The sequence below is a fragment of the Kitasatospora sp. NPDC048296 genome (assembly GCF_043201815.1).
Classification (GTDB): Bacteria; Actinomycetota; Actinomycetes; order Streptomycetales; family Streptomycetaceae; genus Kitasatospora.
The window spans coordinates 1-23,163 of record NZ_JBICZB010000007.1; the positions used below are offsets into that span (position 1 = coordinate 1).

General features: G+C 70.8%; 18 protein-coding genes and 4 pseudogenes. 7 read left to right on the plus strand and 15 right to left on the minus strand.

The genetic code is table 11. From position 1 onward, the window contains the following. The 4 genes and pseudogenes from ACGF12_RS07235 to ACGF12_RS07250 all read right to left on the minus strand — a co-directional run. A partial coding sequence (locus tag ACGF12_RS07235; protein WP_393026765.1) for a transposase occupies positions 1-239 on the minus strand: 239 nt, incomplete at its 3' end. Positions 240-306: 67 nt separating this feature from the next. After that, positions 307-729, minus strand: a pseudogene (locus tag ACGF12_RS07240) (restriction endonuclease); the annotation flags it as partial. 21 nt (positions 730-750) lie between these two features. Continuing rightward, the gene (locus ACGF12_RS07245) at positions 751-948 is read right to left on the minus strand and encodes a DUF397 domain-containing protein (protein WP_393026767.1); all 198 of its coding nucleotides are present in this window, start codon (positions 946-948) and stop codon (positions 751-753) included. A 14-nt stretch (positions 949-962) separates the two neighbouring features. Next, positions 963-1,814: a helix-turn-helix domain-containing protein gene (locus tag ACGF12_RS07250; protein ID WP_393026770.1), complete on the minus strand. Its 852-nt coding sequence runs from the start codon at positions 1,812-1,814 to the stop codon at positions 963-965. A gap of 159 nt (positions 1,815-1,973) precedes the next feature. Between ACGF12_RS07250 and ACGF12_RS07255 the strand changes: the two genes are divergently transcribed. Next, positions 1,974-2,300: a hypothetical protein gene (locus ACGF12_RS07255; RefSeq protein WP_393026773.1), complete on the plus strand. Its 327-nt coding sequence runs from the start codon at positions 1,974-1,976 to the stop codon at positions 2,298-2,300. A gap of 3 nt (positions 2,301-2,303) precedes the next feature. On the opposite strand, the pseudogene ACGF12_RS07260 reads toward ACGF12_RS07255, so the two are convergent. The 3 genes and pseudogenes from ACGF12_RS07260 to ACGF12_RS07270 all read right to left on the minus strand — a co-directional run. Continuing rightward, positions 2,304-2,868 (minus strand): annotated as a pseudogene (locus ACGF12_RS07260) (TetR/AcrR family transcriptional regulator). Positions 2,869-3,142: 274 nt separating this feature from the next. Further along, on the minus strand, positions 3,143-4,525 hold the full coding sequence (locus ACGF12_RS07265) for a rhodanese-like domain-containing protein (RefSeq protein WP_393026776.1): 1,383 nt from the start codon (positions 4,523-4,525) through the stop codon (positions 3,143-3,145). Positions 4,526-4,799: 274 nt separating this feature from the next. Then, positions 4,800-5,015 (minus strand): annotated as a pseudogene (locus tag ACGF12_RS07270) (5'-methylthioadenosine phosphorylase); the annotation flags it as partial. 223 nt (positions 5,016-5,238) lie between these two features. Here ACGF12_RS07270 and ACGF12_RS07275 point away from each other — a divergent pair. Beyond that, positions 5,239-5,916: a transglycosylase family protein gene (locus tag ACGF12_RS07275; RefSeq protein ID WP_393026779.1), complete on the plus strand. Its 678-nt coding sequence runs from the start codon at positions 5,239-5,241 to the stop codon at positions 5,914-5,916. Between the two features lie 105 nt (positions 5,917-6,021). On the opposite strand, the gene ACGF12_RS07280 is transcribed toward ACGF12_RS07275, so the two are convergent. The 3 genes from ACGF12_RS07280 to ACGF12_RS07290 all read right to left on the minus strand — a co-directional run bounded on the left by ACGF12_RS07280 (position 6,022) and on the right by ACGF12_RS07290 (position 10,609). Beyond that, a complete protein-coding gene (locus tag ACGF12_RS07280; protein ID WP_393026782.1) occupies positions 6,022-6,783 on the minus strand; it encodes a methyltransferase domain-containing protein in 762 nt (253 codons plus the stop codon). A 147-nt stretch (positions 6,784-6,930) separates the two neighbouring features. Further along, positions 6,931-8,865, minus strand: coding sequence for an amino acid transporter (locus ACGF12_RS07285; protein ID WP_393026785.1), 1,935 nt, complete (start codon positions 8,863-8,865; stop codon positions 6,931-6,933). Between the two features lie 571 nt (positions 8,866-9,436). Then, positions 9,437-10,609: an RNA-guided endonuclease InsQ/TnpB family protein gene (locus tag ACGF12_RS07290; protein ID WP_393026787.1), complete on the minus strand. Its 1,173-nt coding sequence runs from the start codon at positions 10,607-10,609 to the stop codon at positions 9,437-9,439. 74 nt (positions 10,610-10,683) lie between these two features. On the opposite strand from ACGF12_RS07290, the pseudogene tnpA reads away from it, so the two are divergent. Next, positions 10,684-11,065, plus strand: a pseudogene (gene tnpA / locus ACGF12_RS07295) (IS200/IS605 family transposase); the annotation flags it as partial. A 75-nt stretch (positions 11,066-11,140) separates the two neighbouring features. Here tnpA and ACGF12_RS07300 read toward each other — a convergent pair. Next, positions 11,141-11,320 (minus strand): hypothetical protein, encoded by a 180-nt coding sequence (locus tag ACGF12_RS07300; RefSeq protein WP_393027004.1) that lies wholly within the window; start codon positions 11,318-11,320, stop codon positions 11,141-11,143. Positions 11,321-11,570: 250 nt separating this feature from the next. On the opposite strand from ACGF12_RS07300, the gene ACGF12_RS07305 reads away from it, so the two are divergent. After that, on the plus strand, positions 11,571-13,988 hold the full coding sequence (locus ACGF12_RS07305; protein ID WP_393026790.1) for a collagenase: 2,418 nt from the start codon (positions 11,571-11,573) through the stop codon (positions 13,986-13,988). A gap of 147 nt (positions 13,989-14,135) precedes the next feature. On the opposite strand, the gene ACGF12_RS07310 is transcribed toward ACGF12_RS07305, so the two are convergent. Then, positions 14,136-15,032: a LysR family transcriptional regulator gene (locus tag ACGF12_RS07310; RefSeq protein WP_393026793.1), complete on the minus strand. Its 897-nt coding sequence runs from the start codon at positions 15,030-15,032 to the stop codon at positions 14,136-14,138. 135 nt (positions 15,033-15,167) lie between these two features. Between ACGF12_RS07310 and ACGF12_RS07315 the strand changes: the two genes are divergently transcribed. From ACGF12_RS07315 to ACGF12_RS07325, 3 genes are all read left to right on the plus strand, one after another. Next, positions 15,168-16,214 (plus strand): YncE family protein, encoded by a 1,047-nt coding sequence (locus ACGF12_RS07315; RefSeq protein WP_393026796.1) that lies wholly within the window; start codon positions 15,168-15,170, stop codon positions 16,212-16,214. A gap of 100 nt (positions 16,215-16,314) precedes the next feature. Further along, on the plus strand, positions 16,315-16,923 hold the full coding sequence (locus ACGF12_RS07320; RefSeq protein ID WP_393026799.1) for a hypothetical protein: 609 nt from the start codon (positions 16,315-16,317) through the stop codon (positions 16,921-16,923). A 146-nt stretch (positions 16,924-17,069) separates the two neighbouring features. Then, entirely contained in the window at positions 17,070-17,471 is a 402-nt protein-coding gene (locus tag ACGF12_RS07325) for a YccF domain-containing protein (protein WP_393026802.1), read from the plus strand. Positions 17,472-17,729: 258 nt separating this feature from the next. Here the strand turns inward: ACGF12_RS07325 and ACGF12_RS07330 are convergent, their stop codons facing one another. The 3 genes from ACGF12_RS07330 to ACGF12_RS07340 all read right to left on the minus strand — a co-directional run bounded on the left by ACGF12_RS07330 (position 17,730) and on the right by ACGF12_RS07340 (position 22,941). Further along, the gene (locus ACGF12_RS07330) at positions 17,730-20,672 is read right to left on the minus strand and encodes an amino acid adenylation domain-containing protein (protein WP_393026805.1); all 2,943 of its coding nucleotides are present in this window, start codon (positions 20,670-20,672) and stop codon (positions 17,730-17,732) included. Positions 20,673-21,025: 353 nt separating this feature from the next. After that, positions 21,026-21,670, minus strand: coding sequence for a response regulator (locus ACGF12_RS07335; RefSeq protein WP_393026808.1), 645 nt, complete (start codon positions 21,668-21,670; stop codon positions 21,026-21,028). After that, positions 21,634-22,941 (minus strand): sensor histidine kinase, encoded by a 1,308-nt coding sequence (locus tag ACGF12_RS07340; protein ID WP_393026811.1) that lies wholly within the window; start codon positions 22,939-22,941, stop codon positions 21,634-21,636. Before ACGF12_RS07340 ends, ACGF12_RS07335 begins: the two co-directional genes overlap by 37 nt. Positions 22,942-23,163: the final 222 nt, after the last annotated feature.

The window sequence follows — 23,163 nt, forward strand, 5'->3', positions numbered from 1 at the left end:
TCCTTCTCCTCGCGCAACTGCTTCACCTCGCGGCGCAGTTGGGCGAGTTCCTCCTTCTCGTCGCTGGTCAGCCCGGGGCGCTCCCCGGCATCCACCCGGTCCTGGTTGGCCCAGGTGCGAATGGTCTGGGCGGACGGCTCGAACTCCTTCGCCAGCTCCTCCGGCGACCGGCCGGCCCTGACCAGCTCGACTATCTGGCGACGGAACTCCGGCGGGTAGGCCGGACGCGTCCTTGGCACGATGAACTCCTCCTTGCGGGACCCAGTGTCCCAAAGCGGAAGGTTGTCCATCAAACCGGGGCAACTTCAGGTCGGCGTGCAGGGACGACGGGAAGTGCGCGTCCAGCAACACCCGGGCCATCCGCCCCAACAGCGCCGGCTCCTCCCCGAGCGCCACCCGCAGTCCGGACGCGAGCCTGCCGGTGGCCCCGCTCGACCGAAGAACTCCGACCCCGGCACCGGGGCTCCCCGGCCCCCGATCGGTCCGCACCTCCCACACACCGTCGTTGACCAGATAGTGGAACGGGTAGGCGGGAGTCGTCGCATGCGACGGCCCATACTCAACGAGCAGCCGACTGAGCTCCGCCTCTACCGCGCTGTAGCGCAACTCCCCGTCCGCGTCCCGCTGGTAACTGCCAAGCGCGTACAGCAGCAACAACGGCTTGTGCGGAGCCCGCACCCCATCGCGAACCCAACGCCGCAACCCCGCCACCCGTTCGAGCCAATCCATGCCCGTCAGGGTAGTTCTGGATTACATTGCCAGGCGGTCAAACTCTCCTGCCTTGACACCGCGCAGGAAGGCGCGGAGCTTGTCAGGCGATGTGGTGAGGATGACGTCAGGGTCGTCGCTCTCCCGGATCTTGACGGCGCCGTCCGGGGCCGCTGCTAGGTAGATGCAGTTGGCGGTGTCGCCGCTGAATGAGGACTTCTGCCAGGTCTGAACGGCCATGTTTGTTTTCCATCTCAAATGCTTTGGGCAACACGGCGGATGAGGTCGCGGGACGCGTCAGGCTTGAGCGCACTCGCCTCCAACCGATCCAACACGGCTCGATACTTGATCAGCTGCGGCTCGGTGTCAATGAACTCGTACCGGTCCCCATCGACCTGGACGCAGTCCAACCGTGCGACCTCGGCGGCGAAGTACACGATCCCAGCACCGGAGCCGGGGAAGCTGCCGGTGCCGAACGGGATCACCCGCAGGTCGATGTGCGGGTACTCGCTCACAGTCAGCAGGTATTCCAGCTGATCCCGGGCGACCTCCGGACCACCGAATCCCATCCGCAAGGCGGTCTCATGGACAACGGTCGACAACGGGATCGGCTGCTCCCCGTACAGCACCGCCTGCCGCTTGATGCGATGAGAAACAAGGTGTTCCACTTCGGGCGGCGACAAGGGAGGGACTACATCACGGAAGAGCGCACGAGCATGCTCAGGGGTCTGGAGCAGGCCGGGGATGTGAATCACCGTGGCAATCCGCATCGATTGCGAATGGTGCTCGACCTCCGCCAGGTCGAGCGCTCCGGCCGGGAGGATCTCGCGGTACTCGTCCCACCAACCCCGCGTGCGGCCACCGGTCATGCGGGTCAGCGCCTCGATGAGGGCCTCATCCGCGCAGCCGTAGAGGCGCGCCAGGCTCCGTACCCGATCCGCGCTCACCGGGTATCCGCCGGATTCGATGTTGCTGATCCGGGACTGCTGAGTGCCGTGCAGCTCCCCGGCCCGCGTGACCGACAGGCCTGCCTGCTCGCGCAACCGGCGCAGCTCCGCGCCGAGTCGTCGCTGCCGGATGCTCGGCGGGATCTTGCTGGGTGGCATCCGCTGCCCCCTTTCCCTACTCGCCCTTCACTCCATGGAGTGGTAGTGCCATGAATTCTCCAAGAGTGGTGGACTACATACTACCGACTGGCTACTTTTGATTCTGCGTCAGGTTCGCCCCACCGGGGCGTCCAACTCCCGTTCAGGTAGGAGACTTCCATGACTGCTGCGCCCTCGCCAAACCCCCAGCCGCCCTTCGACCAGGAGCTGTACGGTCTCGTGCTCGACACCGCACCCCGGCTCTTCGCCGTCGTCCAGGTGTGCGACGAAGGCCGCGCGGACGCCGACGGGTGGGTCGTGGCCTGGGGGCTCGCCGACCACGCCGGGTCGACGCACGTGATCAGCATCGACGGGCGGGCACGCCTGACCCTCGCCTCGCCCGAGCGCGCCCTGCGCCACTACCCCGAGCAGCCGGGGATCAGCACCCGCCTGGTCTGGCTCGCCCAGCCGGCCGCCGCCGCGATGGACCGGGCCGAAGCCGCCTGACCCTCAACTTGCCGGCGGCAGCTCGAGGATGATGTCGGCGGCGCGGGTGATGACCGCCCTGCGAATGCCGCCGGGGTGGTCGGCGGCGAGGAAGTGGTTGCCGACGGCCAGACAGAAGGCAAGCAGAGCACGGGCCTCGACCTCTTCGGGGTCGGCACACGAGGGGCCCAGCACGTCGCGGATCAGCTGGATGCGCCTGTTGTCCACGCGGCGCAGGCGCTCGGCGACGGCCTGGTCACGGCGGGCCCATTCGCGGATGGCCAGGTCGATGAGCAGCAGGCGGTCGCCGGAGAAGATGAGCTGCCCGGCCAGGCGGACCCTTTCCCTCGGGTCGTCGCACCCCCGCTCGACCCGGTCGATCACATCGTCGACGCCCTCGCGCTCCCAGGCGTCCAGCATCTCGGCCAGCAGTGCGTCGCGGTCGGCGAAGTAGCCGTAGAACCCTCCCTCGGTCACCCCCCAGCACCTTGGCGAGCGCCTCGATCCGCACCGCGTCCACACCACCCACAGCCAGCGCCCGCGGCCCCTCCTCGACCCATTTCTCCCGCGGGGTGCGCAACGCGCCCACGATGACCCACCTCACGCTTCCATCCGATGGGACGCAACCCGGCTTCGAGTCCGTCGGGGTCTGGGTCACCCCGGACGGCAACGCCGTCGTCACCACGGGCGCGTTCGCATCCAAGGAGGCCTTCCAGGCGACGGCCCTCGGCGCCCGCCAGTTGGGCGCGACGCCCGACGGCATCAGCGGCCTGGAGATCAGGCCCCGCGAGGTCCACTTCCTCGTGTCGCGGCAGGGAGCGACAATGAGCCCGCCGCGCGTCAAGCGCTGCGGGCCCCCAGCCTCACACCGCCGTTCCCTCGACCAGGCGGACACCGCGGGCGGCGGCGTACTCGGCGAACCCGCCGCGCAAAACGGCCAGTCCGGTGTGCCCGGCGCGTTCCAGGATGCTGGCGGCGGTCATCGCGCGTTCGCCGCGGCCGCAGGCGACCAGCGCACCCTGCGGGGCGTCTGCGGCGCGGCCGGTCAGCGAGCCCAGTTCGATGTGGGTGGCGCCCGGGACGTGCCCGGCGGCGAACTCGGACTCCTGCCGGACGTCCAGGTACGGGCGCTGCCCGGCCTCCTCCGGGGTGACGAACTCGGTTGCGGCGACGGCTCCTTCCGCCTCGCGCCAGGCCCGCATGCCGCCCGCCAGTCGGCCGGCCACGCGCTCGTAGCCGATCTTGTGGGCCTGCCAGACCAGTTCGTCGAGGTCCTGGTCCTCGCCGGTGACGAAGGCCAGCGGGGCGGTGTCGGGCAGCAGCCAGCCGAGCCAGGTGGCGAACTGGCCGCGCAGCGGGATGGAGAGGGCGCCGGGGATGTGCCCGGCGGCGTAGTCGGCGGCCGGGCGGACGTCCACGACCTGGCCGCCGCTCGCGAGCAGTCGGCCGAGCTGGGCCGCGTCGAGCAGCGGGAGCCGCGGCGTGCCGCCGAGCACCCGGGGCCCGGTGCGGTTGAGTTCGCCGAGGCGGGCGAAGTAGGCGGGATAGCTGCCGAGGCTCGCGAGCAGTTCGGCGACGAAGGCGTCCTCGGTGGGCGCGGCGAGCAGCGGGTTGGACTGCTTCTGGGCGCCGACGGTGGTGGTGCGGGCGGCGCCGGGCGGGGCGGAGCAGAAGGAGCCGACGCCGTGGGTGGGCCAGACCGGGAGGTGGTCGGGGAGGGTTGCGAGGCGGCGCAGCGAGCGGTACTGGGCGCGGGCGAGTTCCTCGGTGCGCTCGGGGCCGAGCAGATCGGGGCGGGCGGCGGAGTCGACGATCAGCGAGCCGCCGGTGAAGACGCCGAGCTCGGTGGCACCGGCTCCGGCGCCGTCGAGGAGCAGGAAGGAGAGGTGCTCGTCGGTGTGCCCGGGGGTGGCGAGGGCGCGCAGCGCGAGCCCGCCGAGGTCGACCTCGTCGCCGTCGGCGAGCGGGGTGTGCGGAAAGGCTCGGTGGCCGGCGGCGGAGGCGAGCACGGTGGCGCCGTCGTCGTGGCCGAGCTGGACGGCGCCGGAGAGGAAGTCGGCGTGCAGGTGGGTGTCGGCGGCGAAGGCCACGGTCAGCCCGCGCCGATCGGCGGCGGCCCGCAGGGCGCGCAGGTCCCGGCTGGCGTCCACGGCCAGGGCGCGGCCGTCGCCCAGGTCGACCAGGTAGGCGCTGTTGCCCAGTCCCTCGTCGACCAGCGGTATCAGGTGTTCGTCGGCGAAGCGCATCTCGGTCCTCCTGGTTTGACAGTGCCGTCTGCGTCCGGATGCAGCAACCGCGGGCACATCCGGGGCGCGCTCTCCAGCCGGTCGACATCCCGGTCGACGAGCTCGCCGACCGCCCGGACGAGCTGCCCGCCGACACCGAGGTGGTCGTCCACTGCTGCGGCGAGTACTGCGTGCTCGCGTACGACTCCTCCCGGGGGCTCAGCGCGCGGACGGCGGGCGTCCCGGCTCAGCCGGCGACCACCCCCGGCAGCCCGGTGACGACCCCGTCCAGGGCGTGCGAGCACCGGTGCGGCGGCAGCCTGTGGCCACGCCCGTGCCGGGGCACGAACGCCACCCGCCGCCCCGCCACCTCACCCACGAACAGCGCGTCACTGGGCGGACCGTACGGCGTGTCGACCCGCACCTCCGCCACGTCGTCCAGCAGCGCGTACAGCCCCGAACCGCCGATCACCCCCAGCTCGGCCCGTACGGTGCCCTGATCGATCGTCATCGTTCGTCCGTACCCTTCGTCGAGAGGCATCCCGGCCACTCCAGGAGTCGGACCTTCAGCAGGGGTACGGCCGGATGTCCGGGGGCCGCCGGGGTGGTCCCGGGGGGCCGAGCGGGTGACCTGTCGGACGTGTCGCCGACCGTACGCCCCACTCGGCATGCGTCGGTTGGAGGGCGCCGTCTCCGGGCGGTGCACGCCCTGTCCCCGGATCTGAGAGTCGCCCATGCCTCCCACCGCTCGTCTCCGCCGCCTCGTCCCCACCGCGCTCTGCGCCCTCGCCGTGGCCCTCGCCTCCTCCGCGGCCCACGCCGCACCCCCAGGCGGGGAGACCGGGACCGATCCCGCCCGGAGGCCGGACGCCGGGAAGTACGACTGGGAGCGCGTGGCGGCCTGCGAGAGCAGCGGCAACTGGCACGTCAACAGCGGCAACGGCTACTTCGGCGGCCTCCAGTTCGACCAGTCCACCTGGCGGGCGAACGGCGGCCTCGCCTACGCCCCGCGCCCCGACCTCGCCAGCCGCGAGGAACAGATGGCGGTCGCCCAGCACCTCGCCGACCGTCGCGGCCTCTCCCCGTGGCCGGTCTGCGGCGCCCGCGCCGTCAACGGCCGCGGCAACGGTCACGGCCAGGGCCAGGGCCACGGCCACGGGGCCGCCCGTGACCACGGGCACGCCCCCGTGGCGCCGCCGCCGGCCTCCACGTCGGCCCCCGCGTCCACGTCCACCTCCGATTCCGCCGACGACGGCCAGTGGACCGTCCGCGAGGACGACACCCTGGACCAGATCGCCACCGAGCTGCGCGTCCCCGGCGGCTGGCCCGCCCTCTACGCGCTCAACCGCTCCGTCGTGGGCGAGGACCCGGACCTCATCGAGCCCGGCCTGGTGCTGCGCCTGCCGTCCTGACCGCGCCCCACCGACCCGCCGCCCACGCCCCCCTCCGGCGTGGGCGGCGCCCTGCGGTCGTCCCCCGAGGGGTTCTCCGCGAGGCGCCCCAGCGCTACGACCGGGCTACGGCCGCACCGCCGCCAGCACGTGCAGTCCCCGCGCGTTGGTCTCGCTGTGGCGCACCTCCAGGCCCGCCGCGCGCACCTGGTCCTCCACCCAGCCGACCGCCAGCCGCAGCTTCGGGTAGCTGCTGACCTGCTGGGTCCAGCCCTCGCCGGCGCGGGTGTGGATCAGGTCGTGCACCAGCGCGGTGTCCTCGTCCGGGTACTCCAGGAAGCAGGTCATGATCCGGTCCGGGGTGGAGCGCACCGGCAGGAAGCGCTCGGTGCCGGCCAGCGGGCGGGTGAGGTCGCGGAAGGTGAGCACCAGCCGCCCGCCCGGGGCGAGCGCGGCGGCGGCGTCGCGCAGCAGTGCGGCCACGTCCGCGCGGGACGGCAGGTGGGTGATGGTGTCGCCCATGCAGACCACCGCCGCCACCGAACCCGGCTCGGTGTGCTGCGGCAGCGCGCCGCGCAGGTCGGCCCGTACGGTCCGGACCGCCTCGGCGTGCCCGGCCTTCGCCGCCGACTCGGTCAGCTCGGCCAGCAGCGGCGCGCTGGTGTCGACCGCGAGGACGGGCCCGAAGCCGAGCGCGGCCAGCGCCAGGGTCTGGGTGCCCGGGCCGGCGCCGAGGTCCACCGCGGTGCCGGAACCGGCCTCGGGCGCGACCCCCAGCCCGGCCAGCAGTTCGGCCTGCGCCTCGGCGAGCGCGGGGATGTCGCCGCCGAGCATCCAGGTGTAGTGGGCGGCGAGGAGACGGTCGTAGTGCTCGGGTGCGGTACTCATGCGGGCTGGGCCCTTTCTCGCGGTGTCCGGCGCTGTGCTCGACCAACGGGGTGTTGGTCCGATCGCACTCTAAGGGTGCCTACGGGAACGGCGACGGCCCGCCCGGTCGTGGAGGACCGGACGGGCCGTTGCGGCGCGGGGCGCGGGTCAGCCGACGTGGACGCGCGGACGCTTGGTCCGGTCCGGCTCCGCCTCGCGCAGCACCTCTCGGGTGACCGGCGCGACCTCGCCCTGACCGAACAGGAAGAACCGCAGGAACTGGGCGAAGGGGTTGCCCTCGGTCCACTCGAAGTACAGGTGCGGCCGCTGCCCGGTGCGGTCCCGGACGGTGAGCGCCAGCGCGGCGATCGCGTTCGGGATGCTGGAGCTCTCCAGGGCGAGCACCCGGTAGCGGCCGTGCAGCACCTCGCCGCGCACGGTCAGCTCGGACTCGAAGTCCGACGCGTCGCGGACCGTCACCTCGACGAAGACCAGGTCGTCCTCGCCCGGGATGTCGTTGTCGGCGCGGATCTGCCGGATCTTGTCGCGGTACTCGGCGACGTCCCGGTTGGTCGGCTCGTTGGCGATCAGGCGCAGCGGGCGGTGGGCGTAGTCGCGGATGAAGCGCTCGGCCGTCTCGTCCAGCACGACGTCCGTGACCCGCAGCTCGAAGGCTCGCTTCAGACGGGAGAGCAGCGAGACCAGGATGATGCCGGCGATGAAGCAGGCACCGATCTTGACGCCGTCCGGGCGCTCCATGGTGTTCAGCACGGTGGTGTACAGGAACACCGCCGAGATGATCCCGAAGGCGATGGTCCAGCCGCGCTGGCGCTTCTTGTAGGCGGCGATGGTGACGGCGATGGCCGCCGAGCTGATCAGGACCAGCACACCGGTGGCGTAGGCACCGCCCTGGGCGTCGACGTTCGCGTCGAACAGCCAGGTGATCAGGAAGCCGACGATCGTCAGGACGATCACCATCGGGCGGACGGCGCGGGCCCAGTGCGGGGCCATGCCGTAGCGCGGCAGGTAGCGGGGCAGGAGGTTGAGCATGCCCGCCATGGCGGAGGCGCCGGCGAACCACAGGATGGCGATGGTCGACAGGTCGTAGACGCTGCCGAAGGTGCCGCCCAGGTACTCGTGCGCCAGGTAGGCGAGGGCGCGGCCGTTGGCCTGGCCGCCGTCCTCGAACTCCTTGGCCGGGATGAGCAGCGTGCAGATGAAGCTGGTGGCGATCAGGAAGGCGCTCATGATCACGGCCGCGGTGGTGAGCAGCCTGCGGGTGCCGCGGATCCGGCCGGCCGGGTTCGCGGCGGTGTCGCCGGCGTCGCCCTTGATGTGCGGCATCACGGCGACGCCGGTCTCGAAGCCGGACATGCCGAGCGCGAGCTTCGGGAAGACGACGAGCGAGACGCCGATCATGACGAACACGTTGCCGTGCTCGGCGGTCAGCGCGTTGGACCAGTCGGCGACGACGTGCGGCGCCTGGATGATCTTCCAGATGCCGACCGCGACGACGACCACGTTGAGCGTCAGGTAGACCGCGACGAGCGCCACGGCCAGACCGATGGCCTCGCTGAAGCCCTTGAGGAAGACCGCGCCGAGCAGGGCGACCAGGATCAGCGTGATGATCATCTGCTTGCCGCCGAGCACGCTGGTCAGGTGCGGGTTCTCGACCAGGTGCGCGCTGGCGTCGGCGGCCGAGAGCGTGATCGTGATGATGAAGTCCGTCGCCGCGAAGCCGAGCAGGGCGAGGACGAACAGCTTGCCCTTCCAGAACGACAGCAGCCGCTCCAGCATCGCGATCGAGCCCTCGCCGCGCGGGCTCTCCTGGGCGACCCGCCGGTAGACCGGCAGTGCGCCCAGCAGGGTGACGAGCACGAGCACGATCGTGGCGATCGGCGACAGCAGGCCGGCCGCGAGGGCGGCGATGCCCGGCTGGTAACCGAGCGTGGAGAAGTAGTCCAGGCCGGTCAGGCACATCACGCGCCACCACGGCTGGCCCGCGTGCGCACCGTGCGCGGCGTCGGCGGCGGAGTCCCCCGGCTCCGCACCGCCTTCCGGCGCCTCCGTGCCGGCCTTGTGGGCGGACTTGTCCGGGGACATGTCCTCCAGCAGCCAGCTGCGGAGCCGTATTCGAGCCGACGACGGATCCTCCGTCGCCGTCTCCGTCGAACCCGACGAAACCACCTTGCACCTCTTGTTTAAAGACCCCGTAAAAGCGCCGTCGGGCGACGGCAGTGCGCCAGGCTATGCGACAGCCGTTAAGGAGTCGTCATCGGCCCGCGTTAAGAAAACGTCATGGCTGCGCAGGTCGGGGCGGGTGGCACGGTGTGGCGGGGCGGGCGCCGGGGCGGGGGAGGTGGCCCCCGGCCCGGCGTCTCAGAACGTGGACCGGGGCGAGGGGGTGGCCCCCGGCCCGGCGTCTCAGAACGTGGACCGGGGTTACGCCTGGTAACCGAGGACGGTCATCATGCCGGCCTCCGAGTGGTAGACGTTTTGACTCCCAAACTCCCCCGCGTGCGCGCTGAGGATCCCGACCACGCTTCGCGCGGTACCGCTGCGCCTGGGCGTGATGGTTGGTTCCTGCTTCCTCCCCTGGTGGGGGTTGCTCGCGTGCCTCCCGATTTCCGACCGGGTGGTCTTCTGGCGATCCGCAGGCGTTTACCTCACTCGGTCACCCGGTGAGGGCCGGTACGTCCCCCGGTATGTGGTGCTGTCGGACCGCACGGATGCGGCGGCCCTCGGTTCGGATGTTGCGGGCCGCGTTCACGTCCCGATCGTGCCGGGTGCCGCAGTGCGGGCACCCCCACTCCCGGACGCTGAGCGGCTTCGCTCCGGTGTTGTGTCCACAGGCGGAACACAGCCGGGAGGAGGGGAATCCCCTGTCCACCCGAATCACAGTGCGCCCGTAACGGGCGGCCTTGTACTCCAGCATGCCGACGAATTGTGCCCATCCGGCATCGTGCACGGACTTGGCCAGGCGGGTCCGCCCGAGACCGGCGACGCTCAGCGTCTCGACGTACACAGCTTGGTTCTCGCTGATCAGTCGGGTGGAGAGCTTGTGCTGCCAGTCCTTACGCGCGTTCGCCACCCGGGCATGCGCCCGCGCGACCTTGACCCGGGCCTTCTCCCGGTTCCTCGACCCCCTGACCTTGCGGGACAGCTCCCGCTGCGCCTTCTTGAGTTTCTTCTCGGCACGGCGCAGGAACCGGGGACTGTCGATCTTCACACCCTGGTCGGTGATCGCGAAGTGCGTAAGCCCGAGGTCTATCCCGCAGTCCGCTCCGATCTCGGGAAGGAGATCGGCGGCGGGATCGGTCTCAACCACGAACGATGCCCAGTACCGTCCCGCCGGGTCCTTGACCACCGTCACGGACGACGGCTCGGACGGCAGCCGCCGAGACCACGTGACCTTGATGTCTCCGACCTTCGGAAGGCGCAGCCGATCGGCTTCGGTGACCGACCAGCGGTCCGAGCGGGTGTAGCGGGCACTCTGCCGGTTGTCCCTGCGCGTCTTGAACCGGGGCGGCTCGACCTTCAGGCCGGGCCGCTTGCCCTTGACACTGTCGAAGAAGTTCCGCCATGCCTGGTCCTGGTCGCGCAGGGACTGTTGCAGCACACCCACAGGTGCGCCGGAAAGCCACTCACGCTCGGCGGTCTTCTTCGCCTGCGTGATCAGGGACTTGGACAGGTCGGCAGACCTCGGGAACGGCAGCCCCGCCGCGTGCGCATCCTGCCGCAGGCGCAGCGCATCGTTCCACACCACCCGCGCACACCCGAACGCACGGGCCAGCGACTTGCACTGGCCCGCCGTCGGGTGGATACGGAAGGAGTACCGGAGCTGCATAACAATCACTGTACTAACTAGGGTCCGTTTGTGGCCGGGTATCAGGAGATTCGGGTAGACGCTGCGCATTCGCCGTGCACGCCCGCTTGGTTTTCGTGACGAAGCACCGGCACCGGGTGTTCAACGGCACGCACCTCAAGCGCGTGGAGGAGATCACGCGGACAGTGTGCGCCGACTTCGAACCGAGCCGGTCGAGTTCAACAGCGAGAACGGCCACGGCCACCCTTTGGTGAACCTCCCGTCGAGTCTCGCCATATCCGAGCTGGTCAACAGCCTCAAAGGCGTCAGCTCCCGCCGCCTGCGCCTGGAGGCGCCTCCTCCGGGGGAGAATTCCCAGACCTCGTACAGCACTACCGGCGAGCACAATACCTATGACCCGGCGCCTACTTCGCCGGATCGATCGGCGGCGCACCGATCAGCATCCTGCGCCGATACATCGAGCAGCAGAACCGGCCCGTCCGATCGGGGTGGACGGCGGTCCGCCTCGACGGCGAAACTCCGCTTCCCGTCCTGCTCCACAGACAACGGGCTTCACCCTCGGACTGAAACCCGAGGCACCCGCCCGCTTTCCGGGTGGCCCTCATGCCCGCCGTGGCCGCCGGTCGGGTGGCCGAGGGTGTGCATCGTCACGACGCCCAACAGCAGGGCGGCGAGGAGCAGCAGACGCAGCACCGACGGGACCGGCGCACCGTTCGGCCGCTGCCGCGCCATGGTTCGCCTCCCGACCGTCTCCGGCTGCCGCGTACCCCCGCAGGGTATCCCGAACTGCGACTGGACGCCGAGCCGGGGTCAACCCTGTTCACCCTCTTGGCAGGTGCAATTTCACATTGCTATGTTACGGCTCACCCGAGGGCGGTCGACCCCACAGCGTCCGCCCCGGTCTCCCCCGGCAGTCCCGAGCCGAAAACCCACCGCACTGCCGCCTCACACCGCACTGCCACTCCCCCCTCCAGGAGAATCGGTGTCAACTTCCCGCGTTGCCAAGCGAGTCCTGCTCGCCGCCGCGACGGCCGCGACCCTCACACTGCCCACCCTGCAGAGCGCCCAGGCCGCCGCACCCACCCCCGCCCCGTCGGCGACGGCCACCAAGGCCGGACCCGCCCGGACCACGCCCACCCAGACCACGCCCGCCCAGACCGACCCCGACCAGCGCACCGCCTACGACGACGCCGACCACCTCGGCACCGCCACCGCCAAGCCCGGCGCCCCCGCCCCGGCCCCCGGCGGCGGCTCGCTCGGCGGCACCCTGATCCCCGGCCTGCTGCCCGACCACGTCGGCGCGCCCGCCCCGACCGCCGACCAGCTCGCCGCCACCCCCGCCGGCACCGCACCCCGCACCAGCGCCGGGGTGCCCTGCACCGTCGACGGCTTCACCGGCCTCAACCCGGACCAGCTGGTCGCCTTCCTCGCCGACCCGGCCGTCACCGCCGACGGCTGCCTGCGCTCGGTCATCTGGACCTGGGACGCCCGGTTCACCACCACCATGGACAACGCCCACGTCCAGGCCGTCGCCCACCGGATCACCCAGCTGTCCGCCACCGACGACGGCACCGGGGCCTCCCACCTCTACGAGCTGTGGACGTACCTGCACGCGACCGTCTACCACGCCTTCGGCCACCACGAGCTGAACGTCGGCGACCCGGCCACGCTCGCCGCGATCCAGCAGGCCGTCACGACGTACGCGGGCAGCGCGCACGCCTTCGACGGCACCGACCTGGCCGCCGACATCCTGCGCGAGACCGCCATCACCGCCGGCGCCGACGGCCTGCGCCAGCACAACCTGGGCCTCGCCAAGCGCATCCTCGCCGTGCTCGCCCCCGGTACCGCCCTCGCCGACAACACCCACTGGGGCAACACCGTCCTGCAGGCGCTCAACCTCAACTACCTGGGGATCTACAACCAGGACCCGGCCTTCCTCGCCGCCGTCGCCTCCGACGCCGACTACCGGGCCGCGTTCCGCGCGTACGCCTCCTGGAGCCACCTCAAGGGCACCCGGAACGCCTGGGCCGCCCGCGACGCCGTCGGCGAGTACGGCCGCTTCGGCCAGGTCCCGGCCCTGCACGACGCCACCGTCGCCGACCTCGGCCCGCTGATCGACGCCACCAGGACCGCCTTCGGCGAGTGGTCCGACCCGTGGGCCAAGGCCATCGGCTGGGCCAACACCTACGGCGTCTGCCAGCAGTACGGCGTCTGCATATCCGACCTGGAGGCCAGGCTCTTCCCGCACACGTACACCTACGACAACGGCGCCGTCGAGGTCCGCACCGCCCTCGACAAGGCCACCGTCGACCAGATGTACTACGCCAGCAAACAGGTGAAGAGCCAGTACTTCCGCGTCCTCGGCACCGACCAGCCGCTCGCCGACGACATCAACACCACCCTGCACATCCACCTGTACGCCTCGCGCGCCGACTACGAGGTGTACCACCCGATCCTCACCGGCTACAGCACCAACAACGGCGGCATCTACATCGAGCGCGGCGCCACCTTCTACACGTACCAGCGGCGCGTCCCGCAGGACTCCACCCTCACGCTGGAGGAACTGTTCCGCCACGAGTACGTGCACTACCTCAACGGCCGCTGGGCGGTGCCCGGTTACTTCGGCGACCAGCGCTGGTACGCCAACGACAAGGTCACCGCGATGGACGAGGGCACCGCCGAGTTCTTCGACGGCTCCACCCGCGACCAGGGCATCCTGGTGCGCAAGTCGCTGGTCCGCAAGCTCGCCTCGGACGAGGCCTCCGGCATCCCCCGGATGACCATCGCCCAGATCCTGCACTCCAGTTACAACGACACCCCGGCGTTCCACTTCTACAACTACGCCGGCACCTTCTTCGAGTTCCTCTGGCAGAAGCACCCCTCGCTGATCCGCGAGATGTACGGCTACCAGCGCGCCGACGACCCGGCCGGCTTCGACGCCTGGCGCGACCGGATGGGCGCCGACGCCGCCCTGCAGACCGAGTACTACGCCTTCCTGGACGCGCAGATCAAGAACGTCGACAACCTGTACGTGCCGTCGACCTCCTTCATCGACAACGGCTCGCTGGACCTCGCCGAGGCCGCCGACGTCCAGGACGCGTTCGCCGGCGCCACCGGCGCCACGCCGAACTGCAAGGACAACGGGGACTGGGCCAACAAGCCGATGCGCTTCATCTGCACCGGCAGGATCACCGCCAACCTCTCCGACTCCGCCAACCCGGACAAGGTCTTCAAGGACATGTCCGACACCGTGGACTACTTCATCCTCAGCCGCACCAAGGACGTGGAGGACGCCAACAACCTCAACGACATGAACTGCGCCTTCGGCAAGGTCGACGTCTGGACCAACGGCAAGGCGGGCACCGCCGACTACACCTGCGAGGGCCCGCTGCGCCGGTGACGCAGCTCAACTGAGCGGCGCGGTACGGACGGTGGGGTCCGTACCGCGCCCCTTGCCGTTCCCCGCCATCCCCTCCGCCGTGTCACTCCGCCGCGCCATTCCGCCGTCTCACTCCGCCGTCTCCCTCCGCTGTCTCACTCCGCTGTCTCACTCCGCCCGCGCCTGCCGGACGGCGGCTGCCAGGTGCTCGCGGAACCAACGGTGGCCCGGATCCGCCGAGTTGCGCGGGTGCCAGGCCATCCCCAGCTCCAGCGGAGCGAGTTGGAGCGGGATCGGGAAGGTGCGCAGGCCCAGCGCGGCGAGGGTCTCCGGCAGCCAGTCCGCCAGGCCGAGCGAGACCAGGTCGCTGTCCCGGGCCAGCAGCATCGCACCGGTGTGGCTGGGCGCCACCACCGCCACCCGGCGCCGCAGCCCACGCTCGGCCAGCGCGGCGTCGATCGGCCCGAGCCGCTTGCCCCGCCGGGAGACACCGATGTGATCGGCGGCGGCGAAGCGCCGAGCGGTGATCCGCCCCTCGAACAGCGGGTGGCCGTCGCGCGCCACGGCCACCACCGGCGCACTGACCAGCGGCCGGGTGCGGATCTCCGGGTCCAACTGCCCGAGCACGCCCACCTCGACGTCCACCATCCCCTGGCGCAGCGCCGGCCCGCCCTCCAGCGCCTCCGGCAGGAACACCACGTCGACGTTCGGCGCCTCCGCGCGGATCCGCTCGGTCAGCGGTCCGGCCACCCGGACCAGCACCAGATCGCTGGTCTGTACGGTGAAGGTCCGCTCCAGGTGCACGGGATCGAAGCCCGCCCCGGGCCGCAGCACGTTCTCGCAGCCGCGCAGCAACTCTCCCACCTCCTCCCGCAGTTCGACCGCCCGCGGTGTCGGCACCAGGCCCTGACCGGCCCGCACCAGCAGCGGATCGCCAATCGCCCGGCGCAGCCGGGCCAGCATCCGGCTCACCGCCGCCGGCGAGGTGCCGAGCCGCTCGGCGGCCCGGGTCACGCTGTTCTCCTGGAGCAGGGCGTCCAGGGCCCGCAGCAGGTTGAGATCCATTCGAGGCTCCTGAACTGGCCTTTTGCGTCCACGTCAACAATGTGGTGCCAATCCTTGCATTGTTCCGCCGCCCCGGGCCGCCGAGAGTGGAACCCGTCCGCACCGTCCACTCGACATCCGTTCCAAGGAGCACCCGTGCCGAACAACCCTCGGTCCCACCTCGCCGGCGACGTCCTCGCCGCCGTCAGCCAGAGCGGGCCGACCGTCTCCTTCTTCGACGCCGCCACCGACGACCTCCTCGACAGCATCGAAGTCACCGCCCAGCCGCACGAGTTGTGCTTCGACCCGACCCAGCGCCTGCTCTGGTGCAGCAGCGCGTACCACTCCGGCTACTACAACGCCCACAGCGGCCACTGCACCAAGCTGACCGTCATCGACGCCGACACCCGCCGGATCGTCGAGGTGATCGACCTCGCCCCCGAGCACGGCCCGCACGGCCTGGCCCTGGACCCGGCGCGCCGCCGCCTCTACGTCAGCGTCGAGGCCTCGGCGGACCGCCCCGGCGGCGTCGTGGTCATCGACACCGAGACCCGCCGCCCGATCGGCCGGATCGACACCGACGCCCCCGGCCCGCACTGGTTCGCAATCTCCCCGGACGGCCGCACCGGCTTCGCCACCAACAAGGAGGCCCCGTTCGTGTCCATCGTGGACCTCGACCGCGGCGTCCTGACCGCCAAGGTCGAGGTCCCCGGCAGCGAGGGCCTCGCCGTCTCCCACGACGGCACCCGCGCCTACGTCGCCGCCCCCTACCTCGGCTTCGCCACGAAGCCCGACTCCGCCCCCGGCATCCGCGTCATCGACGCCCGCTCGGCCTCGGTGACCGCCACCCTCCCCACCGAGCACCCCGTGATCCCGGTCCACCTGACCTCCACCGGCAAGCTCCTGGCCGGCGAGACCCGCGCGATCCCCGCCCCCGACTCCCCCCTCGGCCGCCAGGCCCCAGGCCTCCTCACCGTCTTCTCCGCCGACACCCACCGGCACCTCGGCTCCGTCGACATCGGCCTCTTCCCCCTCACCATCACCTCCTCCCCCGACGGCCGCCTCGCCTACGTCTCCAGCGTCGTCTCCTCCACCGTCGACATCATCGACCTCGACACCCTCACCCCCGTCTCCCGCCTCACCCTCCCCAAGCTCGCCGAGCCCGGCGCCCACGGCCTCGCCTACCTCCCCCGCCCCTCCTGACGCAGCACCGGACTCCGGGCGCGGCCCGCGCCCGGAGTCTTGCCGCCGCCCGAGTCGGGGACGCATCCTGGGGCGCACCCGTCGTTCCGGGGGAGAAACGATGAAACGCAGCTTCGGTGCGCTCTGTTCGACGGCGGCACTGGTGACGGCCCTGACCGCGGCCGCCGCGTGCGAACCGATCCCCGCCCCCGGCCCGTTCCGCCACCCCGTCCTTCTCCCCGAACCCGCCCCGCCGTCCGCGCAGTGGATCGTGGACCTCATCGCGTCGCTCAACACACCACCCCAGTGCCCGAAACCGACACGACCGACCCTGGTGGTCCTCGACACCGACGGCCGGTACCGGGCGATGGCGTTCTGGCTGGTGGACAACCTCGACGTCTGCTACGCCATCATCAACCACGCGGGCGAGGCACCCACGACCATCTGGTTCACCGCCATCAAGGACCTCATCCCCCGCACCCCCATGCCGACCGACACCACGGCAGGCGTGGACGCCTACGCCTTCACGGCCTACCGCGGCCAGGTGGACGACATCACCGTCTCCGGCGACACCGCCCACATCGTCAGCCCCGTCCACCACAGCACCATCGACCTCGGTGCCGGCGACCTCGTCACCTTCGCCGAATACCACTACCGGATCCCCCCGACCGGCCGGCCCCTCTCCATCACCCTCTGCACCCCCACCGGCTCCTGCCGCGACGCCCACTGACGGTGAGGATGTCCATGAGCGGTTCCCGGGCAGGGCTGCGCCCCTGAACCGACCCCGAGGAAGGACCCCTAGGGGCGTAGACACGCGCGGGGGCGGGCATGGCAGGGTGGTAGAGCAAGGCCACCAGTCGTGAGAAGGCACCAGCCATGAACGCAGTGAAATTCATCCTCAATGTCATCTGGCTGGTTTTCTGTGGCATTTGGATGGCACTTGCCTACACGCTCGCCGGAATTATCTGCTGCCTGCTCATTATCACCATCCCATTTGGCATTGCTTCCTTTCGGATCGCCGGGTTCATACTGTGGCCGTTCGGGCGGACGACCGTCGAGCGGCGGGACGCCGGGGCCGCGTCCTGTATCGGCAACGTGATCTGGTTCGTCTTCGCCGGATGGTGGCTGGCCCTCGCGCACCTGGCCACCAGCATCCCGCTGTTCCTCTCGATCATCGGGATCCCCTTCGGGTGGGCCAACCTCAAGATGATCCCGATCTCGCTGATGCCACTCGGCCGCGAGATCGTCTCCACCGACCGGGAGTGGGGCACCTACTAGCCAGTGACCTGAGTCGGAGATTTGTCGCTTGATGGGCATGGGTTGCCCTGGATGGAAGATCCTTCCATTGCCGGTGACCGACGAGATCCTCGACAAAGTCGCCGCCAACTGCCACCGGATCTCTGGCTCAGGCCACCAGCCGCCATTGAACACTGATGGTCGACAAGGGCAGAAACCCTCGTCGACCATCAGTGTTTGCGCTGTCAGGGCACCGCCGACCTGTCCCCGGGGGCCGGACGGCGCCGGTCCGCGGTAGGCCTAGCCGCGGGCGTCGCGGGCCAGGGCGGCTACGCGTTCCACGGTGGGCTCGGCGAGGATCTCGGGCAACTCGGCCATGAAGGCGGCCTCCTGGTCCGAGGTCAGCACCTCGCGGCAGACGGCCGCGAGCATGCCGAGCAGCGACACGGAGTCCCCGCCGAGGTGGTGGAAGTCGGACTGGGCCTCCAGCCGGGAACGCTCCGTCCCCAGGGTGCGTGCCCAGATGTCGGCCACCGCCTCCTCGGTCGGGTCCATCGGGGTGAGCGGCGCCGCGCCGGTGGGCGACTCGTCGGCGAACGGGTCGGGCAGGGCCTTCGTGTCGACCTTGCCGCTCACCGTGTAGGGCAGTTCCGACACCATCGTGATGGCGGCGGGGAGCATGTACGAGGGCAGCACTGCAGCCAGGTGCTCGGTCAACTCATCCGGTGTGACCGCCGAGTTGGTCAGGGCGTAGCCGTACAGGGCCTTGCCCGACTGCCCGGCCCGGCTACGGGCGACCACCACGGCCCGGTCCACGGCCGGGTGCTCTTCCAGGGCCTGGGCCACCTCGGCCGGCTCCACCCGGTGACCGCGCACCTTGACCTGGTCGTCGACCCGTCCCACGCACTCGATCTCGCCCGACGGCAGGATCCGTGCCAGGTCGCCGGTGCGGTAGACGCGGCTGCCGTCGGCGAGGTGGACGAAGCGCTCGCGGGTGAGCTCGGGGCGGCCGAGGTAGCCGCGAGCGACCTGTACGCCACCCAGGTACATCTCGCCGGTCTCGCCGGGGGCGACGAACCGGCCGTCCGGGTCGAGCAGGTGCACCGTGGTGTTGTCCGCGGGCAGCCCGATCGGCACCACGGCGATGCCGCCGTCCAGTTCGGCATCGAAGGTGTGCGCGATGCACCCGATGGTGGCCTCGGTCGGCCCGTACTCGTTGATGATCCGGCAGTTGGGCCCGAACATCTGCTGGGCTCGGGCGGCGACCTCCACCCGCAGCTGCTCGCCGATCACGATCACCGTGCGGTACCCGGTGGGTGACAGGTCGAGCTGTCCGATCAGGTCGAGGTGGGAGGGGGTCAGGTTGAGCGCGTTGGCGCCCGACTCCTCCAGGAGTCGGCGCAACGAGAGGTGGTTGGGGTCCTCCGGCATCAGGATCACCTGGCCGCCCGCCAGCAGCGGCAGGAAGACGGAGGTGCCCGTGACGTCGAAGGAGGGCGAGGTCAGCAGCGGCAGCCGGGTGTCGGCGTCCACGTCGAAGGCGCGGATCCCCCAGTGGACGTAGTTGACCAGGTTCCGGTGCTCGATCTGCACGCCCTTCGGCCGCCCGGTCGAGCCCGAGGTGTAGATGGTGTAGGCCAGGTCCTCGGGGGCGACGACGACGTCCTGCCAGTCCTGCGGCGCGGCGCCGTCCACGGCGAGGTCGTCCAGGATCAGCGGCTTGCAGCCCGACTTGACGCACTCGCGGGTGTCGTAGGGCTTCTCCACCAGGCAGTAGGTGCAGTCGGCGTCGGCCAGTAGGCCGGAGATGCGCGCGTCCGGGTGCCGGGCGTCCAGCGGGAGGTAGCAGGCCCCGGCCCGCAGCACGCCCCACACCGCGGCAATCGCGGCCGCCGTGCGGCCCGCGAGCAGCCCGACCACGTCGCCTGGGCCGACGCCCCGCGCGCGCAGCTCTGCGGCGACCGCGTCCGCGCGGCGGCTCAGTTGCGCGTAGCTGACCTCGCCCTCGGGGCCGCTGAGCGCGATCCGCTCCGGCGTGCGCTCGACCTGCTCCCGGAAGAGTTCGACCACCGAGCGCTGGGAGGGCAGTGGGCGCTCGGTGCGGTTTCCCTCCCACTGCCGGTGCTCGCGCGGGGAGAGTGCTTCCTCGATGGTGTCCAGCACGGCTTCGGCCCGCTTCGCCAGGCCGGGGCCGTTGTGCCAGGCCACGGTGATCTCGGTGCGGCCCGCGCTCTCCAGCAGGTTGACCTCGAGCGGGCCGCCGGGTCCTGTGGTGCCCAGCGGATAGACCGCATCCGCCTGGAAGTCCCCGGCGCAGAAGTCGGCCAGTGCGACGTTGCCCGCGTGGGAGACGTAGGCCAGGCTGTTGTACTGGTTCTTCCTGGCCGCGAGGTAGTCGATCCCGGCGTTGACGAGGCGCATCACCGGCAGCGGCGTGCGCAGGATCGAGTCGGCGAACTGCGGGGCCAGCTCCGCGTCCGCGGCGAGCAGGGTGAGCAGCCGCTGCTGCACCTCCTGCCAGCCGTCGCCGACCTCGACCTGCAGCTGCACCGCACGGGCCAGCGAGGCCGTGGAGCGCAGCTCCGGACGGTGCCGGCGCAGGTCGACGGGGACGAAGAACCGTCCGCGCCCGGAGCCGTACGTCCGCGCCAGGGCCGCGGCCACCTTGGCCGTCGCCGCCGGGTGGCGGCCGTCGACGGTACGGCGGCGCCAGAGCACGCCGGAGGAGCCCGGTGAGCGGCGACCGAGCAGCGGCGGCCACTCCAGCTTCGGGTTGGGCTGGGCCGGCGGCAGGCCACCTTGCCGGTCGAGCCCCAGGATCAGCTCGCTGTCGTTGAGCCGGGAGTCCGCGCCCAACGGCTCCTCGCCGCGCAGCACCCGGAAGACGTCGCCCGCCCACTGCAGCAGGCCGCGCCCGTCGGTGATGCCGTGGAAGGCGCGGAACACCACGGTGGAACGTGTTCCGGGCACCAGCAGCACCTCGCAGGTCCGGCCTCTCGCGTCCAGCGGGCGCTGCAGGGCGGGCGAGTCGAGCAGGCCGCCGGCGTCGTCGAGCACCACCACGGACGGCGCCGTCCCACCGTCCACCCAGCGCTTGCCCTGGCGGACCAGCCGCATCCCGGGGGACGCCCGCGCGGCGACCTCGACCGCCCGGGTCAGCTGATTGGACGTCAGTTCTCCCTCGCCTTCGACCACATGGGCCACGCAGTGGCCCGGCCCCATGCCCAGGAACACCCACTCCATGGGCGATACCTCACGAGCGTAGGGCTGGGCCGCGGAGGGGGTGTGGGCTTGCGGTGACCTTGGCATTGAGCTACCAGCGGATTGAGTACTCAAAATTGATCCCGCTCATTTTCATGGCTCGGTCAACAAAACCGCGCTTGGCCAAGTAGCGTGCTGATAGCCACGCGTGGCAGTGTCGGCACCCGAAGGACGTGGGGCTCCGCCTCGCTCGGCTCCCTCGGACGCTAGAACCTCGCACCCGGCTCGAGTACCCCTTACCCCCCCTACGTACGGCTGGTGTTCATGTCGCTACCCGGGCCCTGTCCGACGCGATCGCCCGGCGCGACCGGCCGGACAGGGCCTCGTGCGTCCACTCAGGCGTTGAGGTAGGCGAGGACCGCCAGGACGCGCCGGTTGCTGTCGCTGTCCGGGGGCAGCATGAGCTTGACGAAGATGTTCGAGATGTGCTTGGCCGCCGAACCCTCGGTGATGACGAGGCGTTGTGCGATGGCGGTGTTGGAGCAGCCCTCGGCCATCAGCTCCAGGACGCTGCGCTCTCGTGCCGTGAGTGCGGCGAGCGGTTCGTCGCGTGCGTGGCTCACCATCAGTTGGGAGACCACGGAGGGGTCCATGGCGGTACCGCCGGCGGCAACCCGGCGGATCGCGTCGATGAACTGCTCGTTGTCGAAGACGCTGTCCTTGAGCAGGTAGCCGATGCCGCCGGTGCCGTCGGCGAGCAGCTCCCTGGCGTACATCTGCTCGACGTGCTGGGAGAGCACGAGGATCGGGAGTTTGGGGATCTCACGCCTGGCCTGCAGGGCGGCCTTGAGGCCTTCGGTGGTGAAGGTCGGCGGCAGCCGGACGTCGACGATCAGGATGTCGGGACGATGCCTGGCGGCGGCTTCGAGCAGGTCGGGACCGTTGTCGACGGCCGCCACGGTCTCGAAGCCGTAGGCGTCCAGGAGTTGGATCAGCCCCTGCCTCAGGAGGAAGAGGTCTTCAGCGAGGACAACACGCACGGTATCTCCATCTTGATTGCGGTCGGACCGCCCAGCGGGCTACTGATGTCGAGGGTTCCGTCGAAGGTCGCCAGCCGCCGCCGGATGCCGTGCAGACCGGTTCCCTTGGTGGCGTCGGCACCGCCGCGGCCGTCGTCGGTGACCCGGGCGTGCAGCACGGCGCCGTCGTGCCAGGCGCTGACCTCGACGTGCTCGGCGCCGGAGTACTTCAGGGCGTTGGCCAGCAGCTCGGACACCGCGAAGTACAGGGCGGATTCGAGCGGTGGCGGCATCTCGCCCGGGATGCTCACCGTCACCTCGACCCGGAGCGGGCTGGCCAGGCCGAGTGCGCGCAGCGCGTCGGCCAGGCCGCGTTCGGCGAGGATCGGCGGGTGGATGCCGCGCACCAGGTCGCGCAGCTCACGCAGGGCCGAGATGGAGGAGGTGCGGGCGTCGCGCAGCAGCCTGCGGGCCTCGTCCGATTCGCTGCCGAGGTGGCGTTCGAGCGCCCCGAGGGTCATGCCGAGGCTGACCAGCCTGGCCTGGGCACCGTCGTGCAGGTCGCGTTCGATCCGGCGCAGTTCGGCGGCCGCCGCGTCCAGGGCACCGGATCGGGTCTCGGCCAGGTGCTGGACCCGGACGGTGAGTTGGGAGCGCTCGGTGGGGCCGAGCAGCAGGCGGGTGAAGTACGCGTGCGCGGTGAGGAAGACCGGGCTGTACCACACCCAGACGACGAAGAGCGCCGCTGCCGCCAGCGCGCCCAGGGCGGCGGTGGGTTGGCTCTGGATCGGGACGAAGAAGTACTCGCGCCCGCTGCCCTGCGCCCGCAGGATGGGCCGCCACAGGCCGCAGGCCAGCGCGAACCCTTCGAGGACGTAGTAGAGCACCGCGGCGGGCAGGAAACCGATCATGCCGACGACCGAGTTGAGCAGCAGCCAGAGCAGGTCCCGCCAGCTCGCCGGATCGGTCAGAATCCATTTGCAGCGGCGGATCCAGCCGACGATGTCCTTCTCGAACTCCTGGGGCTCCGGCCGGTAGGGAACGGCGATCTCGATTCCCGATCGGGCGGCCACCCGCCGGTTGGCGTTGCACAGCCAGCGGACCCACTTGGTCACGATCGGCAGCATCACCGCGCCGATACCGATGACGAAGAGGATCACGAAATAGGCGGTGATCAGGAACAGGCAGACCGAGAGCATGGCGCCCAGCGCGATCAGCACCCCGACCACCAGGTCGCCGCCGGCCCGGCGGAGTCGGGCGGGGAACTCGTGCAGGCCGTTCCTGATGTTCACCAGGTCTCGCTCGGGCCCGCGCAGGGGGATAAGGCCCGGCGGGATATGGGCGAAGCCACCGGATCCGCGGCCCGGTCGATGGATGGGTCGAAGGAAGGGCGGTAAGCGAAGTACACCTGAGCGATCGTCCATCCGTGACAGCGCCGATCCCGCGAGCCTGTCCGACAAGTACGTACAGGACGTACCTGTCGGTCGTGCTCGCGGGTTTTTCCGATCAGCGCC